This window comes from Finegoldia sp. BIOML-A1 (assembly GCF_009678325.1).
Classification (GTDB): domain Bacteria; phylum Bacillota; class Clostridia; order Tissierellales; family Peptoniphilaceae; genus Finegoldia; species Finegoldia magna.
Window position 1 is genome coordinate 1 of record NZ_WKZF01000010.1, and the last position, 18,136, is coordinate 18,136.

Annotated in this window: 19 protein-coding genes and 1 pseudogene; all 20 read left to right on the forward strand. The window is 30.7% G+C overall.

What is annotated here, in order from left to right:
* Positions 1 to 159: pseudogene (gene tuf / locus GKG00_RS07645) on the forward strand (elongation factor Tu); the annotation flags it as partial.
* Between the two features lie 74 nt (positions 160 to 233).
* Complete coding sequence (locus GKG00_RS07650; protein ID WP_094223012.1) at positions 234 to 617, forward strand: ATP cone domain-containing protein; 384 nt, start codon at positions 234 to 236, stop codon at positions 615 to 617.
* A gap of 12 nt (positions 618 to 629) precedes the next feature.
* Positions 630 to 1,970 (forward strand): cell wall-binding repeat-containing protein, encoded by a 1,341-nt coding sequence (locus GKG00_RS07655; protein ID WP_154254950.1) that lies wholly within the window; start codon positions 630 to 632, stop codon positions 1,968 to 1,970.
* A 114-nt stretch (positions 1,971 to 2,084) separates the two neighbouring features.
* Positions 2,085 to 2,354, forward strand: coding sequence for a hypothetical protein (locus GKG00_RS07660; protein WP_094207937.1), 270 nt, complete (start codon positions 2,085 to 2,087; stop codon positions 2,352 to 2,354).
* Between the two features lie 78 nt (positions 2,355 to 2,432).
* Positions 2,433 to 3,671 (forward strand): cell wall-binding repeat-containing protein, encoded by a 1,239-nt coding sequence (locus GKG00_RS07665; RefSeq protein ID WP_154254951.1) that lies wholly within the window; start codon positions 2,433 to 2,435, stop codon positions 3,669 to 3,671.
* 196 nt (positions 3,672 to 3,867) lie between these two features.
* Positions 3,868 to 4,065 (forward strand): helix-turn-helix transcriptional regulator, encoded by a 198-nt coding sequence (locus tag GKG00_RS07670; RefSeq protein ID WP_094207939.1) that lies wholly within the window; start codon positions 3,868 to 3,870, stop codon positions 4,063 to 4,065.
* A 51-nt stretch (positions 4,066 to 4,116) separates the two neighbouring features.
* A complete protein-coding gene (locus GKG00_RS07675) occupies positions 4,117 to 4,797 on the forward strand; it encodes a response regulator transcription factor (protein WP_094207940.1) in 681 nt (226 codons plus the stop codon).
* Positions 4,798 to 4,915: 118 nt separating this feature from the next.
* On the forward strand, positions 4,916 to 6,217 hold the full coding sequence (locus tag GKG00_RS07680) for a HAMP domain-containing sensor histidine kinase (protein WP_158521242.1): 1,302 nt from the start codon (positions 4,916 to 4,918) through the stop codon (positions 6,215 to 6,217).
* Between the two features lie 554 nt (positions 6,218 to 6,771).
* Complete coding sequence (locus GKG00_RS07685) at positions 6,772 to 7,959, forward strand: radical SAM protein (protein WP_172976424.1); 1,188 nt, start codon at positions 6,772 to 6,774, stop codon at positions 7,957 to 7,959.
* Positions 7,960 to 7,974: 15 nt separating this feature from the next.
* Positions 7,975 to 8,853, forward strand: coding sequence for an ABC transporter ATP-binding protein (locus GKG00_RS07690; protein ID WP_094207943.1), 879 nt, complete (start codon positions 7,975 to 7,977; stop codon positions 8,851 to 8,853).
* On the forward strand, positions 8,831 to 9,583 hold the full coding sequence (locus GKG00_RS07695; RefSeq protein WP_094207944.1) for a hypothetical protein: 753 nt from the start codon (positions 8,831 to 8,833) through the stop codon (positions 9,581 to 9,583). Before GKG00_RS07690 ends, GKG00_RS07695 begins: the two co-directional genes overlap by 23 nt.
* Entirely contained in the window at positions 9,584 to 10,192 is a 609-nt protein-coding gene (locus GKG00_RS07700) for a type II CAAX endopeptidase family protein (protein ID WP_094207945.1), read from the forward strand.
* Positions 10,192 to 10,614, forward strand: coding sequence for a hypothetical protein (locus tag GKG00_RS07705; protein ID WP_094207946.1), 423 nt, complete (start codon positions 10,192 to 10,194; stop codon positions 10,612 to 10,614). Before GKG00_RS07700 ends, GKG00_RS07705 begins: the two co-directional genes overlap by 1 nt.
* A 2-nt stretch (positions 10,615 to 10,616) precedes the next feature.
* Positions 10,617 to 12,197: an ABC transporter ATP-binding protein gene (locus GKG00_RS07710; protein ID WP_094207947.1), complete on the forward strand. Its 1,581-nt coding sequence runs from the start codon at positions 10,617 to 10,619 to the stop codon at positions 12,195 to 12,197.
* Positions 12,198 to 12,290: 93 nt separating this feature from the next.
* Positions 12,291 to 12,833, forward strand: coding sequence for a hypothetical protein (locus tag GKG00_RS07715; RefSeq protein ID WP_154254953.1), 543 nt, complete (start codon positions 12,291 to 12,293; stop codon positions 12,831 to 12,833).
* 98 nt (positions 12,834 to 12,931) lie between these two features.
* Entirely contained in the window at positions 12,932 to 13,801 is an 870-nt protein-coding gene (locus tag GKG00_RS07720; RefSeq protein WP_154254954.1) for a DUF2232 domain-containing protein, read from the forward strand.
* Entirely contained in the window at positions 13,788 to 15,776 is a 1,989-nt protein-coding gene (locus tag GKG00_RS07725; protein WP_154254955.1) for a DHH family phosphoesterase, read from the forward strand. Before GKG00_RS07720 ends, GKG00_RS07725 begins: the two co-directional genes overlap by 14 nt.
* Complete coding sequence (rplI, locus tag GKG00_RS07730) at positions 15,757 to 16,203, forward strand: 50S ribosomal protein L9 (RefSeq protein ID WP_094205050.1); 447 nt, start codon at positions 15,757 to 15,759, stop codon at positions 16,201 to 16,203. The genes GKG00_RS07725 and rplI overlap by 20 nt, the downstream gene beginning before the upstream one ends.
* Before the next feature lie 33 nt (positions 16,204 to 16,236).
* On the forward strand, positions 16,237 to 17,574 hold the full coding sequence (gene dnaB / locus GKG00_RS07735; protein ID WP_094203188.1) for a replicative DNA helicase: 1,338 nt from the start codon (positions 16,237 to 16,239) through the stop codon (positions 17,572 to 17,574).
* Entirely contained in the window at positions 17,571 to 18,134 is a 564-nt protein-coding gene (locus tag GKG00_RS07740; protein WP_154254956.1) for a GNAT family N-acetyltransferase, read from the forward strand. Before dnaB ends, GKG00_RS07740 begins: the two co-directional genes overlap by 4 nt.
* Positions 18,135 to 18,136 lie beyond the last annotated feature (2 nt).

Here is an 18,136-nt window from a genome sequence, read left to right on the forward strand (position 1 = left end):
GCATTAGAAGAAGGCGTAGAAATGGTAATGCCAGGAGATAACGCAAAATTCATAATCGAATTAATCACTCCAATCGCAATCGAAGAAGGATTAAGATTTGCCATCAGAGAAGGCGGAAGAACAGTAGGAGCAGGCGTTGTTTCTAAAATTATAGAATAATATTTAACTAGATTAATTTGACAAGCTGAGCATCCGTTTTTAATGGATGCTCTCATTTTTTAAAGGAGGATTTTATGAACGATTTAACAAAAATATTATTTGACTATTTTAAGGATAACGATATAGACCCAAATAAAGTTGCAAATATGATTGAAGATGCAAAAATCAATGTACTTGATGAAATGTTCGGAGAAGAAGGAGAATGGGTGCTTAAAAAACTTGGCAGCGTTGAAAGCTTTGATAAGGAAAAAATCTTCCATTCAATAGCCCAAACATCCGATTCTGCAGAAGCAAAGATGAATACTTCTGATGTGAACATTATCGTTGAAGATGTGTTGAAGAAAATGAAATCTATCAAAAGAAATGTATATCCAACAATAGAAATCAGAAAATATGTTGAAGAAGCATTGGAAGAAGAAGGCTACAAAAAAGTATTAGAAGCATACAAGAACAACTAATTTGAGGTAAAAATGAACACGAAATTATTGAAAAAAGTCTTGGCATCTACGCTTGCGCTTTCCATGGTACTACCAATTGGAGTTGTCAATGCTGACAAACAAAATACACAACAACAAGAAAAATCACAACAAGTTACAAGAATTTCAGGCAAGGATAGAATCACAACATCTGTAGAAATATCCAAATCAGCATATACTACATCAGAAAATGTCGTACTTGCAAGTGGATTCAACTTCGCAGATGCATTATCAGCAGGTCAACTTGCATCAGCACTTAACGCACCACTTTTATTATCATCACAAAATAAACTTGACTCACAAACAAAAAACGAAATCGAACGTTTGAAAGCAAAAAAAGTCTACGTAGTAGGTGGAGACAATGCGATCAGCAAAACTGGAGTTGACAAAAACTTACAATCATCAAACATAAATGTAACAAGACTCGAAGGACAAGACAGATACTCTACATCCCAAAAAGTAATGGAAAAAACAAAAGAAATCATCAACCCAGAATATTTGTTGATAGCAAGTGGAAAGAACTTCCCAGATGCACTAGCAGCGACATCTTTCTTTGTCAATCACAAATCAGTAATGGTTTTAAGTGATGGAGTAACTTATCCACAATCAAATCTACAAGAAATCGCAATCGGTGGAGTTAACCAACTACCACTAAAAGGCTTCACAGGAAGAAGAGTTTCCGGAAAAGACAGATACGAAACAGCACTAGAAATCGCAAAGCTTTCATTTGACAAGAACAACAACGCAATCCTTGCAAGTGGACAAGTATCCGCAGACAGCTTGTCAGCAGTAAGCTTAACTAAAAAACACAGCGCGCCAATCATACTTACACAATCAGATAACTTGACAGAAAATGCTAAGAAGTATTTGAATGGCAAGAATGTGTTTATAGTTGGTGGAGAAAAGACTGTTGTTAAGGATATAATGACTAGAAAAAAACCTGTTGTTAAAAAAGAAGATAAGAATTTGCACACAAAAACTGGTCAATATTATTCAAGTTTAATAAGTTCAAAGCTATCATCATCACAAGCTAAGGAGTCTAGTCAAGCATACAATGTAGGTATAAATGGAGATTACTTGGTGGTTTCTGGATATGTTTCATATAATAATGATCCTAATTCTCCTTCTTCTGGGAAAAACATCGGTCACAGCAAAAATCATACTTTCAAGATCACAGACAAAACAGTGTTCAGAGCAGTGAGTGGACTTGCAAGGCCAAGTTATTTTAACAGAGCAGAGTTTTTGAATTACTATAAGTTATGCAAGAACACTGGACTTGGTTTGGTAATTACTGTGGAAAACGGAGTTGCCATAAGCGTTGAAATAATTTCATAAAAATATAATTCAAACACACAAGGGTGTAGATTGTTCTACACTCTTTTTTGATGAAATAATATATCAAATAATTCTCAAATAGGATATAATGATATTAAATATAGGAGGGAGTTTATGAACAAAACGAAGAACAAAAGCTTGTGGACACTTATCATTGGCGTGGTGTGTCTTGTGGTTAGTTTTATATTGAAGGATTTTCAGTTCGATTTCTTAGGGAATCTGAGACCTATTGGATTAGTGACGGTATATATTTGCCCGATTTTAGGAATAATTGGAATTGTTTTTTCTTTGATTGAAAAAAGTGTAGTGAGGGCTATTTTGAATTTTTTGTTAGTATTAGCATTTCCAATAGTTATGTTCGTGGGAAATATGCTAATTAGGTAGTATTTGATAATAAAATTTTTTATAAATTTATTAGTTATTATGGTATCATAGTAGTATATTAAATTAATGGAGGAGAAAATGTTTATTAAAAATTTGAAAAAACTTACACTAGCCGCATTGGTTATTTCTTTTATGATTCCAGCTGGTGTGTCTAGCGCGAATGTTGAAAATGTGTCGAGAATTGCAGGAGAAGATAGGATTGCAACTTCTATTGAAATCTCAAAAGAAATGTTCAGTGAATCGGACAATGTTGTACTTGCTAGTGGGTTTAACTTTGCTGATGCTTTATCAGCTGGTCAACTTGCTGCGGCGTTAAATGCGCCACTTATTTTGTCAAAAGATCAATTGGACAGTAGAACTAGCGATGAAATTGCTAAGCTAAAACCAAAAAATATCTACATTGTTGGCGGAGAAACGGCGTTGAGTTCAAATATTGAAGAATCCGTAAAATCTGTTGTAAATGATATTAACATTGAAAGACTTAAGGGAAACGATAGATACGAAACTTCAGTGAAGGTTATGGAAAAAACCAAAGAGTTTGTCGATGCAGAATACTTATTGATAGCAAGCGGCAAAAACTTCCCTGACGCTCTTAGCGCTACTAGTTTCATGGCAGATCACAAGGCGTTGATGGTTCTTAGTGATGGTAATTCTTATCCGAAATCCGATTTACAAGAAATCGCAATTGGTGGAGTTAACCAACTTCCGTTGAACGGTTTTACTGGGGAAAGAATAGCAGGAAATGACAGATATCAAACAGCATTGGCTATAGCAAGACGTTCATTTGAAAATAATGAAAATGCTATATTGGCAAATTCAAAAGTTTTTGCAGATAGTTTGTCTGCGGTAAGCGTTGCGAAAAATTACAAGGCGCCTATTATTTTGACTGACAATGAAAATTTGACACAATTAACTAAGAGTTATCTAGAAAATATGAATTCTGTAACTATTATTGGTGGAGAAAAGTCTGTAGCTAGCAATATATTTTCTAATCCTACTGCTGAAGAAGTAAATGAGATGAAAAGACTTGAAAATGAAAGAAAAGCTAGGGAAGAACAAGCTAGAAAGCAAAGGGAATTAGAACTTAAAAAGCAAGAACAAGCCAAAAAAGAAGCTTCCAAACCAACCAAACCTAACTACATCTACCAAGATGGATATGGTCCTGTTGGAGAAGGAAGAATTAAAGGAAATATGAATTCGATGATTTATCATCTTCCTGGACAAAGAGACTACAACAAGATTAAACCAAGTCATATAAGATATTTTAGAACAGAAAAAGAAGCTCGTGCTGCTGGTTTCAGAAGAGCTTTAAGATAATATAGAATGCTTCGTCATAGACGGGGCATTTTTTATTGTGTAAGTTTTTTCAAAAGGGAGATAAATTATAATTATCAAATTATATGATTGCAGAATTTTGATGGAGTATGAGTCAATATGAGATTTCAAAAAATCTGAATAATATGTTATAATCAATGAAGAATATATATAGATATATGAACATAGAGGAGTATTTATGAGAGTTAATTATAATGGTTTATGGAAAATACTTATAGATAATAATATGAAAAAAACAGACTTACAAGAAATAGCTAATATTGCACCAGCAACAATAGCAAAAATGGGTAAAGGAGAATTTGTAAGTATGGAAACATTGTATAAGGTTTGCAAAGCATTTAATGTTGATTTTGGAGATATTGTATCAATTTGTTAAGTATTTTTGTTTCTATATGAGTCATAGTAAATATATTACTTAGGAGAGTTTATGAAAAATAATATAAAATTACTTATTGTTGAAGATAACGAAGAAATAATTGATTTAATTAAATTGTATAAACCAGATAATTTTTATATAAAAGAGGCTAAGGATGGTAAGGAAGGATTAAAAGAATTTTCAAAAGAAATATTTGATATCATAGTATTAGATTTAATGTTACCGATAGCAGATGGTTATGAAGTTTTAGAAAAAATACGAGAAAAAAGTAATATTCCAGTTATAATATTGTCTTCTAAAAACTTAGATTTTGAAATTATTTTAGGACTCGATAAAGGTGCTGACGATTATATTGTAAAACCATTTAATCCGATGGAGCTTTTTGCTCGAGTTAATGCTTTGTTAAGGAGACTAAGTTTTTCAGAAAAAGATAATAAAATAATTACTTGTGACAATTTAGAATTAAATAGGGACTCTTGTGAAGTTTTTAAAAATGGAAAAAAGATAGATTTAACGGGTCAAGAATTTAAATTACTCGAGTTTTTTATGATAAATAAAAATATAGTTTTCACGAAAAATATAATAATGGAAAGAGTTTGGGAAAATGACTATTATGATGAAAATGTTGTGTCAGTTTATATAAGTCGTATTCGAGAAAAAATAGGAAAAAATTCAGATGGAGAAAACTATATTGTAACAATTCGAGGATTGGGGTATAAATTCGATGATTAAGTTTAGAAGAGAAATTAAGTTTAATAGGTTTTTATTTTTAAACTTAATAATAATAGTGTCGATTGTATATGTATACTACATTATTTCTTCAATTACCTTGGATTCAATAGGAAGTAATATGTTTTCAAAAGTAGCAAATCAATATTCAGCAGACTATATTTTTGATAATAATAGAGTAGACAAAGAGAATCTTAATAGAATAATAGGTATAGATGGATGGATTTTTATTATTAACGAAGACTTAAGTTTAGATTATACCTCTAATGATGCAACTCCAAATAATTATAATTTTAAAGATATTATAAACTTAAACAAAGGTATTTATGAATACAATGGGAAAAAGTATTTTGGATCTGTTAAAAGTCTAGCCGATAATAAATACGGAGTTGTGGTAGTACCTTCTAAATATATTAAGAATCAAATTTTACTTACCCCTCAAAAACAAAATCTTAATCTTTTTATTTTATTTTTTGTAATAAGAATTTTGATTTTTATATTAGGAACTTTTATTGTATTATTTTTGTTTTCAAGATTACTATTCGATAGATTGCATAAACCATTAGAAGAATTAGAATGTGGATTTTCAAAACTAAAAGAAGAGAAATATTCTTTTATTGAAGATTCGAAAAATAGAATAAAAATCATTGAATTTTCTTATATTAGAGATACATTTAATTCAACGGTTGAATCTTTAAGAGAACTGAAAAATGAAAGGATAGAAAATAAAGCTAGAAGAATGCAATTATTTATAGACATAAGGCATGATTTAAAAACTCCTATAACAGTGATCAAGGGGTTTTCCGAAGCGCTTATTAGCAAGAAAATATCAGAAAATGACTTAAATAAATACTTAACAGCTATAAATAAAAATGCAATTATTATTGATTCATTATTAAATCAGATGTCAGAAATAATTGAGTATGAAGACTATAAGTATAAATTAAATCTTGAAATCATAGATGTTTGTGAATATATGAGACAATTAATTATAGATTTTCTACCCGTTTTTGAACAACATAATATAGAGATAGAAATAGAAATCCCAGAAGAACAATTATTTGTAGAAATTGATAAGAATATATTTAATAGAGCTATAAAAAATCTAATGCAGAATTTAGTGGATCATAATTCTGAGGGTATAAAAGCATACTTTGAAATAAAGTGTTGTAGTAATAAAATATTAGTGATAATTGGAGATACAGGATATAAAATAAACGAAAACATAGCTCAAAGTATATTTGATCCATTTGTAACCGATGATAGTTCTAGAAACAGTGCGAATAAAAACAAAGGCTTAGGGTTAGCTATTACAAAGAAGATTGTCGATTTACATCATGGAAGAATATACTTAACTCAACAGAATTCAAAAAGTTATACTAAATACTTTACAATTGAGCTAACATCGTATAATTATAATTAAATAAAACGCTTAAAGACGAGAGCTAGTAACCATCTAGGATATGTCTCTTCCTTACTGAGGATTCAATAAAGGAGGGGCTTATCAGGTTGCTAGCTCTATATTTTTATTTAAGATATTTATGTTAGAGTAAAGCAGATTTAATTTTATGTAAGGTTGTTGTTATATAAGAGAAATAATTACCTGATATTATGTAAATATAAAAGACAAGGAGGTGAATTAAATGCTATTTAGAAGCAAAAAAGCTTTAGCACCAGGTTGTATTAGCGTTGGTCCTTTTGGTGTATGTATAAGCTATGGAAAGAATTGGTAAACATTATAACTAAGCAATTATTTAACATTGAATAATAATTGCAAAAAATTACTTAATGGTTGCTATATAGATAATAAATCGTTTCGATTATCAGGTATTAAATATTAAGGTACAAGGTTAATCTTCATTTATGATTTGAGACGTAGAGATCATAGAGTGATTTCTAACTTTATAGTTAATTCGTGATTATTGAGTTCGATTTATTATTTGTAGCAACCAGTTTAATTTATTTATGGGGGGAAATATGAATAAAAATATAAAAATATTTAATGTTAATGGAATTAATATTATTGGTAACTTCAATAATGGTGCGGTTATAGGGCTTGAAGAGGATGCACTAAATTACTTAGAAAAAGGTTCTCCATATAATAAAGATAAAGCATTAGAATTAGAAAGAGCATTAATAGAATTAGGTTATTATGATGAGGACTATTTTCGAGTGGACTCTGCTTACTTACATGTTAATGATAGATGCAATCTACATTGTATCGGATGTTATTCTTATGTCGAAAATAGGAATAACAAGAAGGAGTTGTCCTATGAAGAAATCTGCAATATTCTAAAAAAATTAAAGGAATCAGGGGTTAAAGGGATTGTAATATCTGGGGGAGAACCATTTTTAAGGGATGACATGGGCAAGATTTGTAGATATATAAAAGAAGAACTAAGAATAGAGAAACTGTGTACCATAACAAATGGAACTTTAGATATTGATAGGTATGCTTCAGCGATAGACTATATAGATGAGTTTAATATTTCTATTGATGGATATAATGAACAAGTTCAATATATTAGAGATAAGGGGATAATGCCTTTAGTTCTCTCAAATATAAAGAGAATAAAAGAATTAACACCAAATATTAATTTGATAGTAACTTTACATAAGAAAAACTATAAAGACATGGGGAAATACAATGAACTTGCAGAAGGATTAGGAGTAAGTTATTCTTTCAGTATTTTTACAAATGAATTTGGAGATGAAGTGTATAAAGATTATATTCTAGAGGATGATGATTTAATAAAAATAGAAAAGATACTTATGGATTTAAATGTAAATACTAAAATATCGGATACACCAATAGGGTCTTTTGGCATTAACTGTAGAAAAAGCTGTGAAGCTGGTAAGAAACTTATAAGCATAGATTCAAAAGGAGATATTTATCCATGTCATATGTTGCATTATAGCAGATTCAAATTGGGAAATGCTTTAGAGACAGAAGATATTAAAGAATTATTAAAAAGTCCAAACAATATGTTCTTAGGAATTGAAGTTAGCGAAATCAATAAATGTAAAGAGTGTGAGTACAAATATCTGTGTGGTGGTGGATGTAGAGGAAGAAGTTTTCTTAAGTATGATAGTTTGCAAGAAAAAGACGCATATTGTGCATTAAATTATAGATATTTTAAAAATATATTCGAAAATATAATTTAACTAGAGGGGTTAGGAATGTGTTTATTAAAGATAGATTCTCTTACTAAAAATTATGGGGATAAAAAAGGTTTATTTAATTTTTCAATGGAATTAAATAGTGGAGATATTGTTGGTCTAATTGGAGTTAATGGAGCGGGTAAGACTACTTTATTAAATATGATATCAGGAAATACACTACCAGATTCTGGAGAACTCTTTTATAAAGAGAATAAGATGGAAATAGACTCTTCATATAGAAAAAATTTTGGAATTTCAGTTAATCCAGGATTCTATGATTATATGAATACTTATGAGAATTTAAGTTCAATATTATTTCTAGGCGAAGAGAAAGATAAAAATGAAATAGACGAAAAGATAAGAAATGTTTTGAATGTAGTTGGTCTTAATAATGTAGAAGGGAAAAAGATAAAGGAATTTTCCTTCGGAATGAAACAAAGACTTGGTTTTGCACAAGCGATTTTGAATACAAAATCTATAATGCTTTTAGATGAGCCATTTGTTGGACTTGATATTAATGGAAGATCAATGGTTAAGGAATACATAAAAAAAATGGTTAAAAACAAAAATTTAGCTGTTATTTTTTCAGACCATAATTTAGATGAAGTTAAATCACTTTGCAATAGACTTATAGTAATAAGAGGAGGAGAAAAAATATATGATGGGGATTTAGACATTAAGAGTTCAGTATTGATTAAGGTTAAAAGTACAATTGATTTGGATGAAAACTATGTAGAGATTCTAGATGATTTTACTGTAAAAATATCAAACCAAAATTTAAATAAAAAACTTGAATATATAGCTAAATTGACTGAAATTACAAAAATAGAAAGAATAATAAATCCGTTAGAAAAAATGTTAGAGGTGAGAACAGATGCTAAAAATAATAAAATTTGAATTAATTAAACAGTTAAAAAGAAAAGAAAACTTTATTCTTCTTTTTATGTTTTTAATTCCACTACTTTATTCTATTGGTGTTTATAACAACTCAAGTGTTATAACTTACAATAGCAATGAAGCAGTGAATGGGTTAGCTTTTGCAAATAGTATGTATGTTTTCGTTTATATGGTGTTTGTGTTTTATTTGATTATAGCTATAAATAGTTCTAACATATTGAGAGGAGAGATAGACAACGGTAGTACTTCAATTATGTTAACAAGAATAAATAATAGAAAGAAGATTTATAATGCAAAACTATATGAACAAATTATTTATTGGGCGATAGTGACAATTCTGTTCATTCTATTTTCAATAATTTGCTACTATATTTTTGTTTCAAGATTAGATATATCTGATGGTAGACTAATAGGAACAAATTGGGCTAACGAGTTATTAGCAATTATCGCTATTTATTCATCATATATTTTCGTGATAAGCATGGTTCAAAGTATGAGTATGTATTTTAAATCTTATGTTTCCATAGGGATATTTATTGTAGTTTGGATAATATTGTTATATTTTAAAGAGTTTCCTGGTGTTAAAATCATTTCGCCAATATACTATCTTGAAAGTCTAATAGATTCTGGGAGATTTTTAGATTTTATTAAGTTTATGATTATAAACTGGGGTCTGGTTATTATTTTTTCATTTATCGGAAGTAGAAAATTCACAAGGAGTGACATATAAATGCTTGAAAAAATTAAAAAACTTGATTTAAGTCGTTTTATATTTTTGAGTATTTTACCACAAATTTTAGTGTTTGCAATTAGCTTAGTTTTTATAGCTTTAGATTTGCAGTTAGATAAGTATGGCGTTGTACAAACTTTTCTAATATTACCATTATCTTTTGTAATACTACCATACTTATTTTTGGTAAAATCAGGAGAAGAAATAAACTTGAAGAACATCGGAATTAGAAATTTTACTTCTAAAACAATATGTATTTTTTCTTTATTAATAATACTGATAACCGCTGTCATATATAGTTTAGGAAAATGGGATTACTCGATTATATTTTTTGCATTGCAAACATTAGTGGTATCAATATCTGAAGAATTATGGGCTAGGGGTATGCTTATTAATGAGTTAAAAAAAAGTAAGTTTTCTCAAATTATTTGTGTTTTAGTCTCAAGCCTAATATTTGCATTTATAACACATCAAAATCGACCTGTATATGAAAATCTAACTAATAGATTTCCTTTTGCCATTATTATGGGTCTAATATATTACAGGACTCAAAAAATTGAATTGCCAATTCTAATACATTTTGCGAACAATATGATAGGAGGTATTTAATGTCAAAGATTATTAGGAAAAATCTGATTGGATCTTTATTTGTAAATGTTACAATGATAATTGCTCTATCACTGTTAAAAGAAAAGTTAGAAGTAATAAGTTTTATGCTTATTGTGATAAGTCCGGTTTTACTTAGTGTTATAATGTGTTATTTTCTAAATAAGGGCTATAACATTAATCAAAAAGATAAGGCTAAGATAAATGTACTCTATTTTTCTATGAACTTTATATTTTATGTATTCCTTTTTATAATATTACGAGATGGCACAATAATTAATGACATAGTATTAAAAGCACAAACATTACAAACAGAATATATAACAGTTTCGAAAAATTCAAACTTTTCACTGTCATTTGTTATATTTCTTGTATTATCATATGTTGGTCATAAATTAGTGCTTGATAGAATTAGAGAAAAGTAACTATGAAATTATATAAAGGTAAAGGAAAAATAATAATTCTGATTATATTCCAGATTATTTATTCCTTATTAAATTCTGGATTTGCTATCTCAATAAAAAATATTACAGATTCAATAACGATAGGAAATTATGATGTATTTAAACATAATATTATTAAAACAACTACTTTAGTTGTGCTGTTAATATTTGTATTGTTGATATCTATAGTGCTAAAAAATAGTATTTCATCAGGATATATGAAGACGATTAGATTTAACGCATTAAAATATTTTTACAATACTGATACTATAGAGGTTAAAGAAGATGATAAATCTGAATTTTTTAGTTTTTTAACAAATCAATTAGACATATTAGAAGAATCATACATTAAAATAAGATTAGAAATCATTAGTGACTTAATATTGCTGGTAATTTCTACAATAACGATAATCTATTTTAATGTATTATTTTTACCCCTTGTATTAATAATAGGACTAGTTTTATGTATTGCGCCAATGATCTTAAAAAAATGGATAAATACAGAAAGTGAATATAGAATTAAAAACTATGAAAAATACATGTCTATTAGCAAAAATTATATAGATTTGTTTTATTTAATAAAATCTTTTAATATCATGGATAAAATATTGACTAATTTTAAATTTGTAGTTGATAATTCTACGGAATCAAAAAAACGTTTAGAAAGTAAGATAGGCATAGCTAATGGAGTTATATCATTCTTGAATTTAATTGTAACATTAATTATATATATACTAGGAGGGTATTTAGTTTTTGAAAAAACTATAAGTATTGGGATGTTGATAGCAGTAGCTCAACTTATGGCGAATGTAACTTTTCCCTTAACTAATATTATTTCGGCAATAAATGAAATAAATTCATCTAAGCCTATTATAGAGCGTTATAACGCTTTGTTGAATAATGGTAATAATGCAAAATCAAATACAAAAAAAGATATATTTCCAATAAAACTACAAAATATATCATTTTCTAGCGAAGATAAAAACATATTAGATAAAGTGAATTTAAAGATAGATAGGGGTAAAAATTATTTGCTTTTAGGAACTAATGGATCAGGAAAAAGTACATTAGCTAAGATTATATCTGGAATTATAGATAACTATGAAGGAGAAATAATTAGTGGAGACAGTTACCATTTGTCAGAAATAATATATATATCTAAAGATAATCAGATATTTGATGATACAGTTAAAAATAATTTAGGATTATATGGGCATTTTAAAATTGATGAGTCATACATAAAACTATTTAATTTAAAAGATGACTTTTTAAAGAAAAATGCTAATGATTTATCGGATGGTGAAAAACAAAAATTGATATATCTCAGAAGTTTAAAAGCAAATAAACAATTAATGATATATGATGAACCTGATTCATCCTTGGATGAACAATCAAGAAAATGTATCATAAATGATATATTAGATAATGGATTGACAAATATAGTGATATCACATCATCCATTTAGAATTATAGATAAATTTGATGAAATTTGGTCTGTAGAAAATGGCAGTATAAGGATATACAATAGTAGCTCTGAATATCTGAATAAACAAAGTAATCTATAAATATATCGGTGATAATTGACTTCCGTTAATTGGAAGTCTTTTTTCTTTGCAAACTAATCTCATTTGGGTATATATATGTAAGGAAGTGATTAAATGAGAATTTTTTATGCGATTAAAAATATGGAAATTTGCATCAACAGTGTTGGTGCTGGTATCGAATATTTCAGGATAAATGGTGCGGATGCGATTGATGATTTGAAAATCTGTATTCCAAATTATGGTGTGGACAAGACTTTTCGTTATCCGACTGATGGGCTTTTCGTAGATGAAGAATACGATGTTGTGAGCAAATCTGAGGATATGTGCGTTCTAAGATGTGTCAGTGAGGGGATTGAAAGTTTTGTTGTGTATCAATTCACAAATGACAGTGTGAGTGTTAATGTGAATGTGATTAACAATTCCGACCACACAATTAAGATGAATCCAGCAGTTGTGATTGATTGGAAAAATAATTTGGAAAGTCAAAATATTGTAAGTGAGATTTCTGGATACAAATTAGAATCTGCAAGTGATTTTGTGGACGGAAATTGTTCTTATTATGTGTCTAATTTGAACAGGGATTCAGTTGGTTCAAAGTTTGCTTTGAAAAGCGGTCAGAAATGTTCTATTTCTGCTAAGATTAGGATAGTTTCGTGATTTATGAGAGTTGCAGCTCATAAATTTCTTCAAGATTTATGATATAATAATATGATAACGGAGGTGGGATTATTAATACGATTGATTATAAATCTTTAATGAAAATTTCATTAAAAGCTCTGATGGTTTATGTTGTGAGCTTATTTTTATTTCCATTTGGATTTATTGTGTTGCCTTCTTATTTTATTAAGTTAGGATTGGAAAAAGATAACAGATTGGCTCTGATATCTTTCGGGATATTTTTTGTGTTGAGTTTGGTTGTGTCGACTCCTTTGATTGCTATTCCTGTCGGATTGTACATAATTTTGGTATTTTATTCGATTTTGAATTTGCTAAGTTCTGGATTTTCTGACACACAGGCTATAACGATTAGTTTCGTTGGAATTTGTGTTTTTGTTTTGTTGACGAATTTGCTTTTGAAACTAAATGCAGATATGTCGATTGCAGATGTGATTAACGTAAAGTTGAATGATTTCATGAAGGTTTTGAGTTCTGTGAAGATGGACGAGGAAATGATGAAGTCTGTTAAAATTATGTTTGAACAATCATCTAAGCTTATTGTAAGAGCTGTGTATGCAATTTTGGGACTTATCGCTTTTTATACAAGTGTGTTGAATGTGTATATTCCACAAAAATCTAAGGAACATCAGTTTCACGATTTCAGAATAGATACGAAATTCACAATCACAATTGTTGGCTTGGTGTTGATTTCGGGAATTGTTTATTTTGTGAATAAGGATTTGGGAAATTATTTGTTGTATAATTTGTCGGTTTTCGGAATTAGTTCGTACTTATTGGGAGGAATTGCTTTGATGTTTTCGTATTTGAAATCATTATCGACTCCTTTTAAGGTGTTGACTGTGCTGGTTTCTGTTACAATTCAACCATTTATTTATATTTTGGCATTCTTAGGGGCTTTGAATAGCTTTAAAGATTTGAGAAAGAAGGAAAACAATGAAAGAGCTTAAATATTCGCTGAAACATTTGATTGTACAAGCAGTTTTGTTGGTGATACTTTCTGCGATTTTGTTTTATTTTCAAAATATCATAGGAACTTTGGCCTTTATTGCTTCGGCTTTTATGATTGTGGATCAATACACATACATCAATAATAAGAATAAAAAGGTTGAGGAGAAGATTATTAATCTTAATAATGAGTTTACAGATATTACAAAAAATGCTGTATTCAAGGTTCCTTTTCCACTTTTGATTCTCAATGATAAGAATAAAATTAGTTGGTTTAACACTTATTTTAAGAATTTGGCTGATGATGAGATTGAGATTTTCAACAATGAAGTCGAAAAAATTCTGGATTTGAAGACTGTAAAAGACGATGAAGATAACTTGGATTATTATGAAACTCAAGTTGATGGTAAATATTACAGATTTTATCCTGTTACTATAAAAGATAGTGAAGACAAGGATTTGACTTTGCTTTATGGAATCGACAACACTGCTTTCATGGATGTTGTGACGCTTTTGGATGAAAAAAGACTGGGACTTGTCGATATTTTCATAGATAATTACGACGAAGCACGTAACAGCATTAAGGAAGAAGAAAGAACAAGAGTGTTCTCAGATGTTGAAAATATTTTGCAAGATTTTGCGAGAGAACACAATGCGTATATCAGAAAATACGAATCGGATAAGTTCTCAATGATTGTCGAAAAGCACGAGCTTGAAAATATTATGCAACAAAAATTCTCTGTGTTAGATATGATTAAGGAAATTCAAAACACTAATAATGTTCCTGTTACTTTGAGTATTGGAGCATCAATTATTGGAGATAATCCTTATGAAATTCACGAGAAATCCAGATCTTGTTTGGATGTTGCATTAGGCCGTGGTGGTGACCAAGCAGTGGTTGACACAGGTGAATTAAAATATTTCGGTGGCAAGAACAAGGCCGTTGAAAAACGTAACAAGGTTAAGGCAAGAGTTGTGTCACACGCATTGAAGCAACTTATAGTACAAAGCTCCAATGTGTTTATTATGGGACACAGAAATCCAGACATGGACTCTATTGGATCTAGTTTGGGAATGTTGGAAGCGTGCAGGATTAACAACAAGGAATGCTACATTATTTTGAATGAGGTTGGCCCTCAAATCGAAAATATTTATAATTCAGTTCTTGAAGAAAAACCGGATTACAAGAAATATTTTGTGAAGAATGCATTTGCTAAGGAAAATTGCAACAGCAATAGTTTGGTGATTATTTGCGATAATCACAGAAGAAACTCTGTTGAATGCCAAGAAATTATGGATATTGCGAAAAATATCGTGGTCATCGATCACCATAGAAGAAGTTCCGATTATATTAAAGAAACGTCGTTGACTTATTTGGAACCTTACGCATCTAGTGCATCTGAAATGGTGACAGAAGTGTTATTCTATATGACAGAAAAGCTAGAGATTCCAAAAATTGTTGCAGAGGCATTACTTGCAGGAATAACTGTGGATACGAAGAATTTCTTCTATCAAACAGGCGTTAGAACTTTTGAAGCGGCGTCTATCTTGAAAAGACAAGGTGCAGATAGTGTCAAGGTTAAGAAACTTTTCAAGGACGATGAGAGAACTATCAAGCTAAAATCAGATGTTATCGCTTCATCGAAAATGTATAAAGATAATATCGCCATCGGAAGATTGGAAGAAGAAGTGGACGAATCCATTTTGGTTGCGGCACAATCAGCAGATGATTTGCTCAACATTTTGGGAGTGGAAGCTTCGTTTGTGTTGGCGAAGATAAAGGATAAAATCCATGTTAGTGCGAGAAGTTTGGGCAAAATCTCCGTACAATTGATTTTGGAAAAAGTCGGGGGCGGAGGTCACCTTACAAGTGCAGGTGCGCAATTAGAATGCAGCATGGATGAAGCAGAAGAAAAGATAAAACAAGCAATTGATGAATATATCAAGGAGGATACGGATGAAAGTTATATTGACTAGTGATGTAGAAAAACTTGGAAAAGCTGGAGAAATGGTTAATGCAAAGACTGGTTTTGCGAGAAATTTTCTACTACCAAATAAATTAGCAGTACAAGCGACAAAAGAAAACATCAAAATTTGGGAAGAAAAACAAGCAGAACTAAGAGCGATTGAAAGAGAAAACATCAAAAACGCTAATGAATTAAAAGAAAAAATCGAAAACACAAAAGTTAAGATTATCGCCAAAACAGGTGAAGGCGACAGACTTTTCGGTTCAATCACTTCAATGGATATCGAAAAAGCATTGAAGGAGCAACACGGTTTGGATGTTGATAAGAAAAAAATTGAAATGAAAGACAACATCAAATCTTTGGGAACATTTAACGTTATAGTTAAGGTATACCCAGATATTAACGCTAACTTGGAAGTAATTGTAGACAAAGAATAATTTTAGAATACACGACAGAAAGGCGGTGAGGTAATGGAAAATCAACAAAATATTATGCCGTGCGATTTGGAAGCTGAGAGAAGTGTAATCGGTGCGATGATAATCGACGAGAGAGCTGTGGATGATGCGGCAGAAATTGTGGAGCCAGTGGATTTTTATTCTACGAAATACCAAGAAATCTACAAGGCGATTTTGCAAGTAATTGACGAGAAAAAGCCTGTGGATTATATTACATTGGAAGACAAATTAAAATCCAATAATATGTACGAAATTATCGGCGGGATTGATGAACTTATAAGCATTTCAGAAGCTGTAGGAAGTGCTGTGAATGTAAAATACTATGCAGATATTATCAAAAGCAAGGCGATTATCAGAAATTTGATGCGCGTGTCACAAGATGTGATTGATATGTCCATTGCCAACAATTCCGTTGGCGAAGTTTTAGAATACGCTGAAAGCAATATTTTCAAAATCAGTCAGAACAGAAACCACCAAGATTTGGTTAAAATTCAAGAAATGTTGGAACCAACTCTTGCAAAGATCGGCGAAATGAGTATGAGCCAAGGACAATTAACTGGCGTTACTACTGGGTTGATTGACTTGGATAGACAACTTTCGGGGTTACAAAACTCGGATTTGATTTTACTTGCAGCGCGTCCTGCGATGGGTAAAACATCACTTGCACTTAACATTGCATACAAGGCGAGTGTCAAACACCACGTCGCGATTTTTTCTCTTGAAATGAGCAAGATGCAATTGACTCAAAGATTATTGTCCGCACTTAGCAACATTAACTTGTCAGAACTTGTGTCTGGTAGAGTTACTGAGTGGACAAATTTGGGACAAGCAGCACAATTATTAGCAGAAACAAATATGCATGTCGATGATACTTCGTCGATTTCATTGAATGAGCTTCGTTCCAAATGCAGAAAATTAAAAGCGCGTGGCGAATTGGATTTGGTGATTATAGATTATTTGCAACTTATGACGACAAACTCCAGAAGTGAGAACAGACAACAAGAAATTTCCACGATTTCAAGAGGACTCAAAGGATTGGCGAAGGAATTAAATTGTCCGATTCTAGCGTTGAGTCAGTTGTCACGTGCGCCTGACCAAAGACCAAACCACAGACCGGTCATGAGTGACCTTCGTGAATCTGGGGCGATCGAACAAGATGCGGATGTTGTGTTGATGTTGTATCGTGATGATTATTACGATCCTGAAACTGACAAGCCAAACATCGCAGAAATTATCGTCGCAAAACACAGAAATGGTCCAACGGGAACTGTGGATACTTTGTTCGACAAGGAACACACGAAGTTTATGGATTTGGACAAGCAAATGCCCGATGTAGGAGCGTTTGACAAATGATAACTACTGAGAGGTTAACGTTAGAAGATTTTACATTGGACGATGCATTTGAGATCAAACAATGGGGAAAACACACAGACGAACGACTAATCGATTACAACTTGTCCGATTTGGACGATTTTGAAATAAAAATGTGGTATCGCCAAAAAAGAGAAATGAAAACTCAGAAATATTTTGCGATTAGAGATAAATCCCGAAAATTGGTGGGATATGTGGGGCTGAAACAATACGACAAGTTCACCAAAACGGCGTTTTTGGGTATCGTTTTGGATCCAAATGAAATGGACAAATCATACGGCGAAGAATCCATAAAGGCTTTGATTAACATGGGATTTACAGTTTACGGGCTGGACAGGATTTTCTTAAATGTGAATAATTTCAACAAAAGAGCGATAAAATGTTACGAAAAATGTGGATTCAGGAAGTTTTGTAGTTACGAAGAAGTGTTCGAAAATCAAAGATTGGACACGCACGACGAAGAATTCGATGAGTTTTTCACGGTGAAAGACGGTACGATTTTTTCGAAGAACACTACGATGGCGATTGATAATAAGAGGTGATT